The 15,558-nt window shown below is 50.4% G+C and carries 14 protein-coding genes and 1 other annotated feature; of the genes, 8 read left to right on the top strand and 6 right to left on the bottom strand.

Going from position 1 to position 15,558, the window contains the following annotated elements:
- The first annotated feature begins 228 nt into the window (after positions 1-228).
- Together EOS98_RS19210 and yaaA are read left to right on the top strand one after the other, a co-directional pair.
- On the top strand, positions 229-1,659 hold the full coding sequence (locus EOS98_RS19210; RefSeq protein ID WP_001113807.1) for an alanine/glycine:cation symporter family protein: 1,431 nt from the start codon (positions 229-231) through the stop codon (positions 1,657-1,659).
- 78 nt (positions 1,660-1,737) lie between these two features.
- A complete protein-coding gene (yaaA, locus tag EOS98_RS19215; protein WP_000906175.1) occupies positions 1,738-2,511 on the top strand; it encodes a peroxide stress protein YaaA in 774 nt (257 codons plus the stop codon).
- 93 nt (positions 2,512-2,604) lie between these two features.
- On the opposite strand, the gene thrC is transcribed toward yaaA, so the two are convergent.
- The 6 genes from thrC to yjjY form a co-directional block, all read right to left on the bottom strand.
- The gene (gene thrC / locus EOS98_RS19220; protein ID WP_000781110.1) at positions 2,605-3,891 is read right to left on the bottom strand and encodes a threonine synthase; all 1,287 of its coding nucleotides are present in this window, start codon (positions 3,889-3,891) and stop codon (positions 2,605-2,607) included.
- Positions 3,892-3,894: 3 nt separating this feature from the next.
- Entirely contained in the window at positions 3,895-4,824 is a 930-nt protein-coding gene (thrB, locus tag EOS98_RS19225) for a homoserine kinase (protein ID WP_000241685.1), read from the bottom strand.
- A 1-nt stretch (position 4,825) separates the two neighbouring features.
- Positions 4,826-7,288, bottom strand: a complete 2,463-nt coding sequence (gene thrA / locus EOS98_RS19230; protein WP_001264677.1) for a bifunctional aspartate kinase/homoserine dehydrogenase I — start codon at positions 7,286-7,288, stop codon at positions 4,826-4,828.
- Positions 7,289-7,313: 25 nt separating this feature from the next.
- Positions 7,314-7,434: a sequence feature (Thr leader region), on the bottom strand.
- The gene (gene thrL, locus EOS98_RS19235; protein ID WP_001575544.1) at positions 7,370-7,435 is read right to left on the bottom strand and encodes a thr operon leader peptide; all 66 of its coding nucleotides are present in this window, start codon (positions 7,433-7,435) and stop codon (positions 7,370-7,372) included. (Overlaps the previous feature by 65 nt.)
- Before the next feature lie 213 nt (positions 7,436-7,648).
- On the bottom strand, positions 7,649-8,335 hold the full coding sequence (locus EOS98_RS19240) for a tRNA/rRNA methyltransferase (protein WP_126524307.1): 687 nt from the start codon (positions 8,333-8,335) through the stop codon (positions 7,649-7,651).
- A gap of 399 nt (positions 8,336-8,734) precedes the next feature.
- Positions 8,735-8,875: a protein YjjY gene (gene yjjY, locus EOS98_RS19245; protein ID WP_001541509.1), complete on the bottom strand. Its 141-nt coding sequence runs from the start codon at positions 8,873-8,875 to the stop codon at positions 8,735-8,737.
- 95 nt (positions 8,876-8,970) lie between these two features.
- Between yjjY and arcA the strand changes: the two genes are divergently transcribed.
- The 6 genes from arcA (at position 8,971) to EOS98_RS19275 (ending at position 15,545) form a co-directional block, all read left to right on the top strand.
- Entirely contained in the window at positions 8,971-9,687 is a 717-nt protein-coding gene (gene arcA / locus EOS98_RS19250) for a two-component system response regulator ArcA (protein ID WP_001194359.1), read from the top strand.
- A 266-nt stretch (positions 9,688-9,953) separates the two neighbouring features.
- Complete coding sequence (locus EOS98_RS19255; RefSeq protein ID WP_000749515.1) at positions 9,954-10,268, top strand: hypothetical protein; 315 nt, start codon at positions 9,954-9,956, stop codon at positions 10,266-10,268.
- Between the two features lie 384 nt (positions 10,269-10,652).
- Complete coding sequence (locus tag EOS98_RS19260; protein WP_000811635.1) at positions 10,653-11,324, top strand: winged helix-turn-helix transcriptional regulator; 672 nt, start codon at positions 10,653-10,655, stop codon at positions 11,322-11,324.
- Positions 11,325-11,662: 338 nt separating this feature from the next.
- The gene (locus EOS98_RS19265; protein ID WP_001628055.1) at positions 11,663-12,208 is read left to right on the top strand and encodes a fimbrial protein; all 546 of its coding nucleotides are present in this window, start codon (positions 11,663-11,665) and stop codon (positions 12,206-12,208) included.
- A gap of 70 nt (positions 12,209-12,278) precedes the next feature.
- Positions 12,279-12,962 carry a fimbrial biogenesis chaperone SthA gene (gene sthA / locus EOS98_RS19270; protein WP_126524308.1) on the top strand — a complete coding sequence of 228 codons (684 nt, stop codon included), beginning with the start codon at positions 12,279-12,281 and terminating at the stop codon, positions 12,960-12,962.
- 45 nt (positions 12,963-13,007) lie between these two features.
- Complete coding sequence (locus tag EOS98_RS19275) at positions 13,008-15,545, top strand: fimbrial outer membrane usher protein (RefSeq protein WP_061380428.1); 2,538 nt, start codon at positions 13,008-13,010, stop codon at positions 15,543-15,545.
- The last annotated feature ends 13 nt before the right edge of the window (positions 15,546-15,558 follow it).

Consider the following 15,558-nt stretch of genomic DNA (forward strand, 5'->3'; position numbering starts at 1 on the left):
CGGTCTACCCTGATGATAACACGACGCACTCACAGCGCAACCGCCTACATGCACCTGGCTGCCCTTGTGCACTGTTTGCGTATCTGCCGACGGTTGATGCGCAATTAAAGGATACCGCCGTATTTATGGTAAACTGCCGTTAATATTAGTCTGACAAGGTCATCTACATCATGGGTCACGCTTATACAGAATTATCAAAGCGTGCCGGCATCAACAAGAGGGACGTTAATGCCTGAGTTTTTCAGTTTTATTAACGAAATACTCTGGGGCTCGGTAATGATTTACCTGCTGCTCGGCGCAGGATGTTGGTTTACCTGGCGTACCGGATTCATTCAATTTCGTTATATTCGCCAATTTAGCCGCAGTCTCAAAGGCAGCTTTAGCCCGCAGCCAGGCGGCCTGACGTCATTTCAGGCGCTGTGTACCAGCCTCGCGGCGCGGATTGGCAGCGGTAATCTGGCCGGCGTGGCGCTGGCTATCGCCGCAGGCGGTCCCGGCGCGGTATTCTGGATGTGGGTCTCGGCCATCATTGGCATGGCGACCTCCTTCGCCGAGTGTTCGCTTGCCCAGCTTTATAAAGAACGTGACCCGACAGGCCAGTTCCGCGGCGGCCCGGCGTGGTATATGGCGCGTGGGCTGGGAATGCGCTGGATGGGCGTGGTTTTCGCCCTCTTTCTGCTCGTCGCCTACGGGTTGATTTTTAATAGCGTGCAGGCGAATGCCGTCTCACGCGCGCTCCATTTCGCCTTCAACATTCCGCCGCTTATCTCCGGCATTGCGCTGGCGTTCTGTGCCCTGTTAATTATCATTCGCGGCATAAAAGGCGTCGCCCGCCTGATGCAATGGCTGATTCCCCTCATCGCGTTATTGTGGGTCGCCGGCAGCGTGTTCATTTGCCTCTGGCATATTGAGCAAATGCCTGGCGTTATCGCCTCGATAGTCAAAAGCGCATTTGGCTGGCAGGAAGCCGCGGCAGGCGCAGCCGGATATACGCTCACTCAGGCTATTACCAGCGGTTTTCAGCGTGGGATGTTCTCTAATGAAGCGGGAATGGGGTCAACGCCTAATGCGGCCGCAGCGGCAACGTCGTATCCCCCTCACCCTGTCGCGCAGGGGATTGTGCAAATGATTGGCGTATTCAGCGACACCATTATCATCTGTACCGCCAGCGCGATGATTATCCTGCTGGCGGGGAATCACGCGTCCCACTCGTCAACAGAAGGCATTCAGCTTCTCCAACATGCAATGGTTTCGTTGACCGGTGAATGGGGCGCCAGTTTTGTCGCGCTTATCGTCATTCTGTTCGCGTTCAGTTCTATCGTCGCCAACTATATTTACGCCGAAAACAATCTGTTTTTTCTGCGGTTACATAACGCAAAGGCTATCTGGCTATTACGCCTTGCGACGCTTGGCATGGTTATCGCCGGTACGCTTATCAGTTTTCCGCTGATATGGCAGCTCGCTGACATGATCATGGCCTGTATGGCCATTACCAATCTGACGGCGATTTTGTTGCTCTCACCGGTGGTGTATACCCTCGCCGGCGATTATCTGCGACAACGGAAACTGGGCGTAAGACCGCAGTTCGATCCGCGGCGCTTCCCGGATATCGAACCACAACTGGCGCCAGATACCTGGGATGCGGCATCGCGCGATTAAGCCGACAATCACAACCATCGGTCAACTCTGCGGCGTTTTTTTGCTAAAGTCGCAGAAAATTCCCTGCAAGGACTGGATATGCTGATTCTGATTTCACCTGCAAAAACGCTTGATTATCAAAGCCCGCTGGCCACGACCCGCTATACCCAGCCGGAGCTGTTGGATCACAGCCAGCAGCTTATTCAACAGGCCCGCCAGCTTTCGGCGCCGCAAATTTCCAGGCTGATGGGAATTAGCGACAAACTGGCGGATCTCAACGCCACGCGTTTTCATGACTGGCAGCCTCATTTTACGCCGGATAATGCACGCCAGGCGATTCTGGCGTTCAAAGGCGATGTTTATACCGGCCTACAGGCGGAAACGTTCAACGACGCGGATTTTGATTTTGCCCAACAGCATCTGCGCATGCTCTCTGGCTTGTATGGCGTATTGCGCCCGCTGGATTTAATGCAGCCTTATCGTCTGGAGATGGGGATTCGCCTGGAGAATCCGCGCGGCAAAGATCTTTATCAATTCTGGGGCGATATCATTACCGATAAGCTCAACGAAGCGCTTGAGGCGCAGGGCGATCGGGTGGTGGTGAATCTGGCCTCCGAGGAATATTTTAAATCGGTGAAGCCGAAGAAACTGAATGCCGAACTGATTAAGCCCGTGTTCCTTGATGAGAAAAACGGCAAGTTTAAGGTGGTAAGCTTCTACGCCAAAAAAGCGCGCGGACTGATGAGCCGTTTTATTATTGAAAACCGCTTAACGAAGCCGGAACAGCTTACCGCGTTTGACCGTGAAGGGTATTTCTTTGATGAAGAAACCTCCACACAAGACGAGCTGGTCTTTAAACGCTACGAGCAGTAACGGCATCGCCGGATGGCGGTTACGCCTTATCCGGCCTACAAATCGACACCACCCCATAGGCCCGGTAAGCGACAGCGCCACCGGGCGCAATGGTTATTGGCGGGTCATCATCAGCTTACGCAGGGCGGCAAAATCCGCAGGCAGATGATGTGAAAGCAGCGGCAGGTCGGCGCGTTCGGCGAGCGCTTCAGGCAAGGCCAGCGTTTCTCCCAGAATGGACTCCACGCTCTCTTTAAACTTCGCCGGATGCGCCGTTCCGAGAAACAAGCCATACTCGCCAGGGTTTAACTGGTCGCGTAATGCCCGATACGCTACCGCCGCATGAGGTTCCGAGATATAACCTTTCGCTTTCAGCTCGCGCATCGTCTGCTGTGTCGTAGTATCATCCACCGCCGCATAGCCCAGCTCAGTCAGGCGCCAGATTTTACGGCGGAATAGCTCCTCCACGCGCGGCCAGTTATTCGGCTGGCTGACATCCATCGCATTCGACAGGGTCGCCTGCGTCGCTTTCGGCGCCCACTTTCCGTCATGCAGAAAACGCGGCACCGTGTCGTTGACGTTGGTGGCGGCGATAAAACGTTTCACCGGTAGGCCTAACGACTTCGCCAGCAGCCCTGCCGTCAAATCGCCAAAGTTGCCGCTGGGGACGGAGATCACCAGTTGGTTACGCGCCCCCTGCGGCAGTTGCGCCACGGCTTCAAAGTAGTAGCAAATTTGCGCCAACAGGCGGCTGATATTAATCGAATTAGCCGAATTCAGCCCCAGCGCCGTTTTCAGTTCTTCGTCATCAAATGCCTGTTTCACCAGCGCCTGGCAAGCGTCGAAATCGCCGTCGATCGCCACGGTTTCAATGTTGCCGCCCAGCGTACAGAACAGTTTTTCCTGCAATGGACTGATTTTACCGCGCGGGTAGAGAATGACGACCCGCACATTTTCCAGGCCATAGAACGCGTGAGCCACCGCCGCGCCGGTATCGCCTGACGTTGCGGTCAGAATCGTCACCGGTTTGTCGCCGCTGATATGCGTCAGCATTTGCGCCATAAAACGCCCGCCGAAGTCTTTAAAGGCCAGCGTCGGACCATGGAACAGCTCCAGGCAGCCGACATCGCTTTCTACCTGCGCTACCGGCGCCGGGAAAGCAAACGCCGCGCGGACGCGCTCTTCCAGAATTTGCTGCGGGATTTCATCGCCAATAAATGCCGAGAGGATCTTTGCGCTACGGCTGACAAAGTCCTGGTTGAGCATCTCATCAATTTCCGTCAGGCTAAACTCCGGCAGTTCGTGCGGAAAAAAAAGTCCCTGCTGTTTGCCCAGTCCTTGCGTGACGGCCTGCGCAAAGCTGACCTGCTCATTATGGTCTTTCAGATTATAGAGTTTCATTGATTATCCCACTACTCGTGCGCCCGCCGTATCCAGCCGGCAAATATGAACGAAGCCTTCCTGATTTTGCAGATAATGTTTGCTCAGCCAGTCCGCGACGCGCTGCGCCGTCTCCGGTTTATCGCATAGCGCAAACAGCGTCGGCCCCGATCCTGAAATCCCGCTCGCCAGCGCGCCGATCTCCGACACCGCCTGCCGCGCCTGGCTAAAGCCCGGCAGTAAACGCGCGCGGTATGGTTCGGCAATAACATCTTTCATCAGCGCGGCGGCAAGCTGCGGCTGCCGCGAGTAACAGGCGTGAATAAAACCGGCCAGATGCCGTCCATGCGCAATGCAATCCTGACGGCGATACTGCGCAGGCAAAATGGCCCGTGCTTCTGCGGTAGAAACTTTAATGCCCGGATAAGCCAGTACCCATAGCCACTCATCAAAGCCCGGCACCTGCTGACTAATAATGCCGTTTTCTTCAATCATCAACTGCATACCGCCAAGAAAGCACGGCGCAACGTTATCGTAATGGATGCTGCCGGAGATACGGCCTTCCAGCTCGCCCATCAGCGCCAACAGACGCGTGTCGTTTAACGGTTTGCCGCAGTGCTCATTCATCGCGACCAGCGCAGCGACGACGGAACAGGCGCTGGACCCTAACCCGGAACCAATCGGCATATTTTTTTCCAGCGTCATCGCCACCGGGATGGTTTTCCCCAATGCCTGGCAAAAACGTTCCCAGCACTGATAAACAATATTTTCACGCGGCTCCGGCGGCAGTTTATCGGCAAATCGCCCCAGGTTATGCAGACGGAAATGGTCCGCTGCTTCAACGGATACCACATCACCCAGCAACGTGCCGTCAACGGGTGTGACGGCTGCGCCCAACACGTCGAAACCGACGCTCATGTTCGCGCTGGAAGCCGGGGCATACACTTTCACCATGTTAAACTCCTAACTTCCATGAGAGGGTCCGTAACAGATCGGCAAACACGCCCGCCGCCGTCACATCATTGCCTGCGCCGTAGCCGCGCAGCACCAACGGCAAGGGCTGATAATAGTGGCTGTAGAACGCCAGCGCGTTTTCACCGTTTTTCACTTTGAAGAGCGGATCGTTACCATCAACTTCGGCAATCTTCACGCGGCACACGCCATCCTCTTCGATATTGCCCACATAGCGCAATACCTTACCTTCATCACGAGCTTTCGCCACACGGGCGGCAAACGCGTCGTCAAGCTGCGGCAGATGTGCCATAAAGGCGGTCACATCGCCGGAGGCGTCAAACTCGTCCGGCAACACCGGTTCAATCACGATATCGGAAAGCTCCAGCTCGCGACCCGTCTCGCGGGCAAGGATCAACAGTTTCCGCGCCACATCCATACCGGAAAGATCGTCGCGCGGATCGGGTTCGGTATAGCCCATCTCGCGCGCCAGCGCGGTCGCCTGTGAGAGACTCATCCCCTCTTCTAGTTTACCGAAAATAAAAGAGAGCGACCCGGAAAGAATGCCGGAAAATTTTTGCAGTTCATCACCCGCATTCAGCAGGTTTTGCAGGTTTTCGATTACCGGCAAACCGGCGCCGACGTTGGTGTCATACAAGAATTTGCGCCGTGATTGCGCGGCGGCGAAACGTAGCTGATGGTAGTAGTCCATCGACGAGGTGTTCGCTTTCTTGTTTGGCGTCACCACATGGAATCCTTCACGCAGGAAGTCAGCATACTGGTCGGCCACCGCCTGACTGGAGGTGCAATCAACAATCACCGGATTGAGTAGATGATATTCTTTCACCAGGCGAATTAAGCGTCCCAGATTGAACGGCGCGTTCGCTTGCGCCAGTTCCGCCTGCCAGTTGTCCAGATTCAGGCCATGCACATTGGTTAGCAACGCCTTTGAGTTCGCCACGCCGCACACGCGTAGATCGATGTGTTTGTTCTTCAGCCAGGTTTGCTGACGTTTAAGCTGTTCCAGTAGCGCGCCGCCGACGCCGCCGACGCCAATGACAAACACTTCAATCACCTGATCGGTATTGAACAGCATCTGGTGCGTTACCCGCACGCCGGTGGTGGCATCGTCGTTATTCACCACCACAGAAATGGAACGCTCAGAAGATCCCTGAGCGATCGCCACGATATTGATATTAGCCCGCGCCAGCGCGGCGAAGAATTTCGCTGAAATGCCGCGTAGCGTGCGCATACCGTCGCCGACAACAGAGATAATCGCCAACCGCTCCGTAACCGCCAGCGGCTCCAGCAGCCCCTCTTTCAGCTCCAGATAGAACTCATCCTGCATCGCACGGCGGGCACGCGCGCAGTCACTCTGCGGCACACAGAAGCTGATGCTGTACTCAGAGGAGGACTGGGTAATGAGCACCACCGAGATCCCGGCGCGAGACATGGCGGCGAAAACACGCGCCGCCATCCCAATCATCCCTTTCATTCCAGGGCCGGAGACGCTAAACATCGCCATATTGTTAAGGTTAGAGATCCCTTTGACCGGCAGATTATCATCGTCGCTGGACGCGCCGATCAGCGTTCCTGGCGCCTGCGGATTACCGGTATTTTTAATCAGACAGGGGATCTGGAACTGGGCGATGGGCGTAATGGTGCGAGGGTGAAGAACTTTGGCGCCGAAGTAAGAGAGTTCCATCGCTTCCTGGTAGGACATCGATTTCAGCAGCCTGGCGTCCGGCACCTGGCGCGGGTCACAGGTATACACGCCATCGACGTCAGTCCAGATTTCACAGCAGTCAGCGCGTAAACAGGCGGCCAGCACGGCGGCGGAATAGTCGGAACCATTACGGCCCAGCACCACCAGTTCACCCTTTTCATTACCGGCGGTAAAGCCCGCCATCAGGATCATGTGATCGGCCGGGATCTGGCTGGCGGCGATACGGCGAGTCGATTCCGCGATATCGACGGTAGATTCAAGGTAATGGCCCACCGCCAGCAATTTTTCTACCGGATCGATCACCGTGACGCGATGCCCACGCGCCTCCAGAAGTCCCGCCATAATCGCGATCGACATTTTTTCGCCACGGCAAATCAGCGCGGCGTTGATGCTATCCGGGCACTGACCCAGCAGGCTGATACCATGCAAAACATGTTTGATCTGAGCGAATTCTTGTTCGACAACCATTTTCAACCGTGCAAGCGGGAATCCCGGCTGCGCGCTGGCAAGTCCTGCGAGCAGGTCAGAAAAAATACGTTCGGCATCGCTGATATTCGGCAAAGCATCCTGACCGCCGATAGTTTTTTCAATCATCGCCACCAGATGGTTGGTAATTTTCGCGGGGGCGGAAAGTACGGTCGCTACCTGCCCTTGCCTGGCATTGCTTTCCAGAATATCGGCAACACGCAGAAAACGTTCTGCATTTGCCACTGATGTACCGCCGAACTTCAACACTCGCATGGTTGTTACCTCGTGATCTCTGGTCGAAAAAAAAGCCCGCACTGTTCAGGTGCGGGCTTTTTTCTGTGTTTCCTGTACGCGTCAGCCCGCACCGTTACCTGTGGTAATGGTGATGGTGGTAATGGTGGTGGTGCTGATGCGGTTCATGGATGTTGTGTACTCTGTCATTTTTATTTGTCTGTCTTGTATTCCTATATTGGTTAAAGTATCTGCCCGCCTAAGTCAATAAATTTTTAAATTGATCACATTCCGAAACTTGTTCATGTGCTGCTGGCGATATATTTATTTTCAACCAATTCCCCCTGTTATGATCTCTTGCAACCAGACGTAATCTCTTATTATTTTAAAAATTACAGCACGTTATTTTGTTAGTTTTTTTTCAATATCATGGACCAAACGGTGCAACATTACCGTATCTCGCTGTCCCAGCAGGCCGATTCGCTGTTGTAGCCAGTCGGTTAATTTGTGGTCATCGGCCGCCTCCAGAGTCGTTAGCAGGCGTAAAAGACGCGTGCGTAACGCCTGTAACTGCGATTCATCAGCAATATCAACGGATTCTGTGGTCTGTTGCATTAAACCTGCTAATTGATAGCAATACACCATGACTGCCTGTCCCAGATTGAGCGAAGGGTAATCCGCCGCCATCGGCACGCCGGTCAATACATCCGCCAGCGCCAGCTCGTCATTGGTCAGACCGGAATCCTCACGGCCAAAAACCAGCGCGGCATGACGCATCCAGCGTGATTTTTCCTGTAATAAGGGAACCAGTTCAGCGGGCGAAGCGTAGTAATGAAATTTTGCCCGGCTGCGGGCTGTCGTCGCTACGGTAAAATCCACATCGTGGAGTGCGTCGGCAAGGGTGTGGAAAACCTCAATATTATCAATAATATCTCCAGATCCATGTGCGACCCAACGGGTGGTGGGCTCCAGGTGCGCCTGGCTGTCGACAATACGCAGGTCAGTAAATCCCATGGTCTTCATAGCCCGGGCGGCTGCGCCGATATTTTCCGCTCTGGCGGGAGCGACAAGAACGATTGTTACACGCATTTCATTACTCTTTTTGACTAATTTACAGGAAATTAGCTGGCGTTTGTAAGCATATTACGCTTCGCAAATTTACAAAATTTTAACGGATATCACTGAAAAAGCATTTTTGATTTCGTAAAAGACGCTACACTATTGCGTATCTGTACTATTGCTGTTTATGTTAACAGAACATCGTTATCCTGCTGTTTATTTAGGATAATTTAATTTAAAATAGATCCTGTTCTTTGGATTCATCACATTTATTAGTTGGCTTACGTAACTAGTTGGAATATTGCAAATTTGTGATGAAAGCTAGCATTTAGCTACGATGATTTCATCAAACTGTTAACGTGCTACAATTGAACTTGATATATGTCAACGAAGCGTAGTTTTATTAGGTGTCCGGTACGTCTTAGCCTGTTATGTTGCTGTTAAAATGGTTAGGATGACAGCCGTTTTTGACACTGTCGGGTCCAGAGGGAAAGTACCCACGACCAAGCTAATGATGTTGTTGACGTTGATGGAAAGTGCATCAAGAACGCAATTACGTACTTTAGTCATGTTACGCCGATCATGTTAATTTGCGACATGCATCAGGCAGGTCAGGGACTTTTGTACTTCCTGTTTCGATTTAGTTGGCAATTTAGGTAGCAAACATGCAGACCCCGCACATTCTTATCGTTGAAGACGAGTTGGTAACACGCAACACGTTGAAAAGTATTTTCGAAGCGGAAGGCTATGATGTATTCGAAGCGACAGATGGCGCGGAAATGCATCAGATCCTCTCTGAATATGACATCAACCTGGTGATCATGGATATCAATCTGCCAGGGAAAAACGGTCTCCTGTTAGCGCGTGAACTGCGTGAACAGGCTAACGTTGCGCTGATGTTCCTGACGGGCCGCGATAACGAAGTCGACAAAATTCTCGGCCTCGAAATCGGCGCGGATGATTACATCACCAAACCGTTTAACCCACGCGAATTGACCATCCGTGCCCGCAACCTGCTGTCCCGTACCATGAACCTGGGTACCGTCAGCGAAGAGCGTCGTAGCGTTGAAAGCTACAAGTTCAACGGTTGGGAACTGGATATCAACAGTCGTTCACTGATCGGCCCGGACGGCGAGCAGTATAAACTACCGCGCAGCGAGTTCCGCGCGATGCTGCACTTCTGCGAAAACCCTGGCAAAATTCAGTCGCGCGCAGAGCTGTTGAAGAAAATGACCGGCCGCGAGCTGAAGCCGCATGACCGTACTGTTGACGTTACCATTCGTCGTATTCGTAAGCATTTCGAATCCACGCCGGATACGCCGGAAATCATCGCCACCATTCACGGCGAAGGTTATCGCTTCTGCGGCGACCTGCAGGATTAATTCGGCCCAGGCGCCGAACCGTAAAAACAGCCGGTAAGTTATTCTTACTGGCTGTTTCTTATGCCCCCCTTCCGCTAAGCGGCCTCGCTTTCCCTCCTGACCTGCCGTTATGACGTACTCTTTTACATAAAAATTGTCGTATAGCGCTGTTTATCTCAGCTTGCGAAAGTTAAGGTAGTTTGTGTATTTACATTAAAGAGTAATACACGGGATTTGTTGGTCCCCAAAAAATAAGGGGATGCTCACAGGACGTGAGGTTTCAAAGGATGAAAAAATCACCATTATGCTGCTACCTGTTTTGTGCAGCGATGTCAGCTTCATCAGCCGCGCTGGCTGCTACCGCGCCGGTCTCCGCAGGCGTTATTCATTTCAAAGGCCAGATTGTCGAATATGGTTGTAATCTTGCGCCTCACGATCGCAATATCGAGGTATCATGTTTGCGGAATAATATCCCCCATTTGCAGACAGTCGCCACACCGTCTGGAAACGCTATTTCGTTGATGAATGGAATCGCCACGGTACGGCACGTGTCGTTAAAAGATCATCCGGAGATTCAAAGTCTGATCGTCCAGTACCGCTAACCGCTTATGGCTCCCGCCGGGAGGAGTTCCGGCAGGCGGCGATTTCGCTCAGTAAAACGCCGCCCGCCTGCATTTTGTACTTTTCTCTCATTCGTATCCTCCAATAGCGATGTTCATCGCTTCGCTATCCTGTACGCTCTACGCGCTCGTTAAGCACGGTACCTATGATAGCTGTCATAAAATGATTGCAAATAAAATCATCACATTTACTATGGTTAACCTTACAAACAGCGTTGTCGCTCATGCATTGATAAGGTGAATACATTGACTTAAATATTCTTGTTGGCTATTTTTATTTACTTAATTATAATTTCAAGTGAATATTAAATTTATCTTTACCTTTTAATAGTCAACCACTTTATCAGCCATAATAATGGGGAAGATATGAAGCAGTTAAACGGCGGGAATGTGTATCGTCCCACAGGGAAAGAAAAAAACCTGCAAGCCATTTTAAATATTCATCGGCACGTTATTCAAAACATCTCCCCTGTCACTATTACGGCCGGTAAAACACTGGATATCAAGATTGATAATCAATCCCACATCCTGTTAATCACTAAAGGCGCTATTAAAGTATGTCGGCGTATCGACAGCATTGTAATGGGCTGCGGTGTCTCACCAATGATTTTAGGCCTTGTAGATGCCTATGCTGACTTATACCAGTTAGAAGAGAATTCAGACGTCTTTTTTATCGCCGAAACCACCTGTGAATATTATCCTGTCCCAGTAAAAGATTTTGTGGAAATAGCTGATGAAAAGCATCTCTGGCGTGACATTTCGAACATCCTGATGTACCGCATTGCTTTCATGACTAACCGTGACAGAAACCTTATCGGGCAGGACGCCTATAGCCAGATAAAAGCGCTGTTACTTGAACTGTGGTCGTATCCTGAAAGCTCACGATTTGAGATCAACGCACAGAACTTCATACAGCAGAGAACCGGGCTTTCACGCAGCCGTATCATGCAGGTACTTTCAGAACTAAAAGCGGGGGACTATATAAAAATACTGCATGGAAGACTGTTAGAGCTTCGAAACCTGCCGGTTTCATTTTAAACGGACAAGCGTCGTATATTCTTAAAAAGAAAGCAATATAGAGTTAAATAAATCCTCCAGGAAATAATAACTATTATCAAAAAAGAGATCTTGCTCTATAAACCCAGTCATCAACCATACTTCTTTAGTGGTATTTTATTAAACTTTGTTACCGAGTCCGAAACTGGACTGCCGTTCAATATTACATCAGAATTTTTATTGAGTTCATAGTTGATATACGTAGAATAGCCGCCTGCTTATCTACAGAACAGAAAGAAGCGCATACAGAGTAAAATATAATATTTTATTTTATATAGCTATCTTTATTTTTCAGCGAATAGAATCAGGCAACAATTAATATGTTTAATAAGAAAATTATCATCCTGGCAATGTTAACTGCCGTAGCATCCACACCGGTATTTGCCCAGAACACGATTACGTTCAATGGCAAAATTTACGATCAGGCGTGTACGGTTCAGGTTAATGGCTCCACGGATACCACCATTGATTTGGGTAATTACAGCAAAGAACGCATCGCGGAAAAAGGCGCCACAACCGATTACGTGCCGTTTATCGTAAGCCTGGTTAGCTGCCCGGAAGCAGGGACTGGCGTACCGACCCAGGCCATGTTCCGCTTCCACGGCGCAACAGATGATTCCAACCCAACGTACTTCAAAAACGCGGACGAAGGATCGGAAACGGGCGCAGCGGGTGTCGGTATTTCTATTCAGAACGCCTCACATAGCGATGTGACAGATAACACGGATGATGCCGCAGTAAACCTGCCAACCGACGGCTCGAAAGCAGACTTTACCTATTACGCCGCCATGGCAAACGATGGTTCCGCAACCGTAACCGGTGGAGATGTTAGCACTCAGGTTACGTATACCGTTTCGTATCAGTAAGGCATTCTCATCCTGATGTGGACAGGCAGGATGCCAGTCCATAGCGTAAAACATCTTTACAGAGTAAAAAATGAAACACATAAAGAAATCCGTGTTGGTCGTATTACTGACAAGCCATGTTGCCCATGCCAGCATTGTTGTTGGCGGAACCCGACTGGTTTTCGACGGCAATAATGATGAGTCGTCAATCAATGTAGAGAATAAAGACAGCAAAGCGAATCTTGTTCAGTCATGGTTATCGGTTGCCGATCCCCAGGTCACAAATAAGCAGGCGTTTATTATCACCCCGCCTCTTTTTCGCCTTGATGCCGGGCAAAAGAACAGTATTCGGGTTATTCGCTCTGGCGCCCCCCTACCTGCAGATCGGGAGTCTATGTACTGGCTCAATATTAAGGGTATTCCTTCTATTGATGATAATGCCTCCGCGAACCGCGTGGAAATCTCCATTAATACCCAAATAAAGCTTATATATCGACCGCCAGCATTAAAAAAATCGACGCCTGATAGCCAGAGCCAACAATTAAAATGGCAGACGGCAGGTGATGTTATTACCGTAAATAACCCCACTCCCTATTATATGAACTTTGCCAGTGTGACGCTTAACAGCCATGAAGTGAAATCAGCGACCTTCGTTCCGCCAAAATCATCAGCGTCATTTAAATTGAGTTCTACTGCCGCCCCTCATGGCACGGTAACGTGGCGATTAATCAGCGATTATGGGATGAGTTTAGAGCCGCATTCCGGTTCATTCTAGCCATTAACGACTTCACTTTACTTTTACCCTTTCAGGACTTTTACTGTGCAATTCTCCAGAGTAGAGCCCCGTTCTCAATTAGCGTTATCGTTTCTCTTTATATGCTGTTCCATAAAACCAGCGTTAGCGCATGATCATTTTAATCCATTATCGTTGGAAAATGATGAACCGGGCGTGGAGAATGTCGATCTATCGGTTTTCGAAAAGGGGGGGCAGGCAGAAGGCACCTATAACGTTGATATTTATATTAATAACACCAGTGTTGAAACAAAAAATATTGCCTTTAAAAATAAAAAATCAGCAGATAATAAGCTCTCCCTACAGCCGTGTCTTAGCGTTGAACAACTCAAGCAGTGGGGCGTAAAAACAGAAAACTTCCCCGAGCTTAAAAATGACCCAAACGGGTGTACCGATCTTAGTCTGCTGGCTGGCGCTGTAGCAAAGTTTAATGTCATCGGTAACCGGCTGGATTTAGCGATCCCTCAAATCGCGTTGATCGCCGACCCGCGAGAATTCGTCCCTACCAGCGAATGGGATGAAGGCATTAATGCTTTTTTGCTGAACTACAGTTTTACCGGATCGCAGGATCACGATATTGATGAAAACCGGACGGAAAATAGCGAATACGCTAACCTGCGCCCTGGTATTAACATTGGCGCATGGCGTTTTCGTAACTACTCAACCTGGAATCATGATAGCGATGGGCAAAATAGCTGGGATTCTGCCTACACCTATGTTTCTCGCGATATCGAATTTTTAAAAGGACAGCTGATCGCCGGGGAAAATAACACGCCCGCGGACGTCTTTGACAGTATTTCATTTAAAGGCGTACAGATCTCTTCTGATGACGATATGTTGCCGGACAGTATGAAAGGGTTCGCCCCGGTCATTCGCGGGGTGGCCAAAAGCAGCGCGCAGGTAACCGTTGAACAAAACGGTTATACCATCTACAAAACTAACGTTCCGGCGGGTCCATTCGCCATCAACGATCTTTATCCAACCGGCGGTTCGGGCGACCTGTACGTCACCATCAAAGAATCCGATGGTTCTGAACAGCATTTCATTGTGCCCTACGCCAGCGTTCCGGTATTACAGCGTGAAGGCCACCTGAAATACGACCTGACGGTAGGCCGCACGCGTTCATCAGATACGCATTCCGCGCAACAGAACTTCGCTGAACTGACGGCCTTATACGGATTAGCAGGCGGCATAACCGCCTATGGCGGAATAGAGAGTACGCTGAGCAATGATGTTTATCATGCGGCGCTCATCGGGACAGGTTTAAACCTTGGCGATCTGGGCGCATTGTCTTTAGACGTCACCAACTCATGGTCAAAAATTAAAGCAGGCGATGTGGTTAGCGATACGCTTACCGGACAATCCTGGCGTATTCGTTACAGCAAAGATATTCAGTCAACAGGCACCAATTTCACTGTCGCTGGCTACCGTTATTCGACCAAAGATTACTACGCTCTTGAGGATGTGCTGGATACCTATAGCGATAATAGTCACTATGATCATGTCCGCAATCGCACCGACCTGTCGTTGTCGCAAGACATTGTCTACGGTTCCATTTCACTCACTTTATATAATGAAGATTACTGGAATGACACTCATACCACATCATTAGGTATTGGCTATAACAACACATGGCATAACGTAAGCTATGGCATTAACTATTCTTATACGCTGAACGCCGATAATTCTCAGGATGAAGACGACGATACGGAAGACAGTAATGACCAGCAAATTTCAATCAATATTAGTATTCCGTTAGATGCCTTTATGCCGTCAACGTATGCCACCTACAATATGAACTCCGCGAAAGACGGCGATACCACGCACACTGTCGGTTTAAACGGAACAGCGCTGGCACAGAAAAATCTCTCATGGAGCGTTCAGGAAGGTTATTCCTCTCAAGAGAAAGCCACCAGCGGTAATGTGAGCGCAACCTATAACGGGACGTATGCGGATATTAACGGCGGGTATAGCTACGATAATCATATGCGTCGCCTGAATTATGGCGTTCAGGGCGGCGTACTACTACATCGAAATGGCCTGACACTATCCCAGCCAATGGACGACACCATCATATTGGTTAAAGCCCCTGGCGCAGCGGGTGTCCCCGTGAATAACGAAACGGGCGTGGACACCGATTTTCGGGGCTATGCCGTCGTACCTTATGCTTCGCCTTACCATCGTAATGAAGTGTCTTTAGATACGACGGGCATTAGAAAAAATATTGAGCTCATTGATACCAGTAAAACGCTGGTGCCTACCCGTGGCGCGGTGGTCAGGGCTGAATATAAAACCAATATTGGTTACAAGGCATTGATGGTATTAACCCGCATAAACAATCTGCCTGTTCCTTTTGGCGCGACCGTCTCGTCTTTAACAAAACCAGACAATCACAGCAGTTTTGTTGGTGATGCGGGGCAAGCCTGGTTAACCGGACTGGAAAAACAAGGGCGGTTATTAGTGAAGTGGGGACCAACAGCAGCAGACCGGTGTCAGGTCTCTTATCGTATACCGAGCTCCCCCTCCGCTTCTGGCGTAGAAATCTTACACGAGCAATGCCAGTAATTCTGGTGGGATA

The organism is Salmonella sp. SSDFZ69 (assembly GCF_004010755.1).
GTDB lineage: Bacteria > Pseudomonadota > Gammaproteobacteria > Enterobacterales > Enterobacteriaceae > Salmonella > Salmonella enterica.

Bases quoted from the DNA above. Each gene is read 5' to 3' on its own strand.
- yjjY (WP_001541509.1), bottom strand. From the start codon at position 8,875: ATGACTAAAGTACGTAATTGCGTTCTTGATGCACTTTCCATCAACGTC.
- arcA (WP_001194359.1), top strand. From the start codon at position 8,971: ATGCAGACCCCGCACATTCTTATCGTTGAAGACGAGTTGGTAACACGC.
- thrB (WP_000241685.1), bottom strand. From the start codon at position 4,824: ATGGTGAAAGTGTATGCCCCGGCTTCCAGCGCGAACATGAGCGTCGGT.
- thrA (WP_001264677.1), bottom strand. From the start codon at position 7,288: ATGCGAGTGTTGAAGTTCGGCGGTACATCAGTGGCAAATGCAGAACGT.
- EOS98_RS19265 (WP_001628055.1), top strand. From the start codon at position 11,663: ATGTTTAATAAGAAAATTATCATCCTGGCAATGTTAACTGCCGTAGCA.
- EOS98_RS19260 (WP_000811635.1), top strand. From the start codon at position 10,653: ATGAAGCAGTTAAACGGCGGGAATGTGTATCGTCCCACAGGGAAAGAA.
- EOS98_RS19255 (WP_000749515.1), top strand. From the start codon at position 9,954: ATGAAAAAATCACCATTATGCTGCTACCTGTTTTGTGCAGCGATGTCA.
- thrC (WP_000781110.1), bottom strand. From the start codon at position 3,891: ATGAAACTCTATAATCTGAAAGACCATAATGAGCAGGTCAGCTTTGCG.
- EOS98_RS19240 (WP_126524307.1), bottom strand. From the start codon at position 8,335: ATGCGTGTAACAATCGTTCTTGTCGCTCCCGCCAGAGCGGAAAATATC.
- sthA (WP_126524308.1), top strand. From the start codon at position 12,279: ATGAAACACATAAAGAAATCCGTGTTGGTCGTATTACTGACAAGCCAT.
- yaaA (WP_000906175.1), top strand. From the start codon at position 1,738: ATGCTGATTCTGATTTCACCTGCAAAAACGCTTGATTATCAAAGCCCG.
- EOS98_RS19210 (WP_001113807.1), top strand. From the start codon at position 229: ATGCCTGAGTTTTTCAGTTTTATTAACGAAATACTCTGGGGCTCGGTA.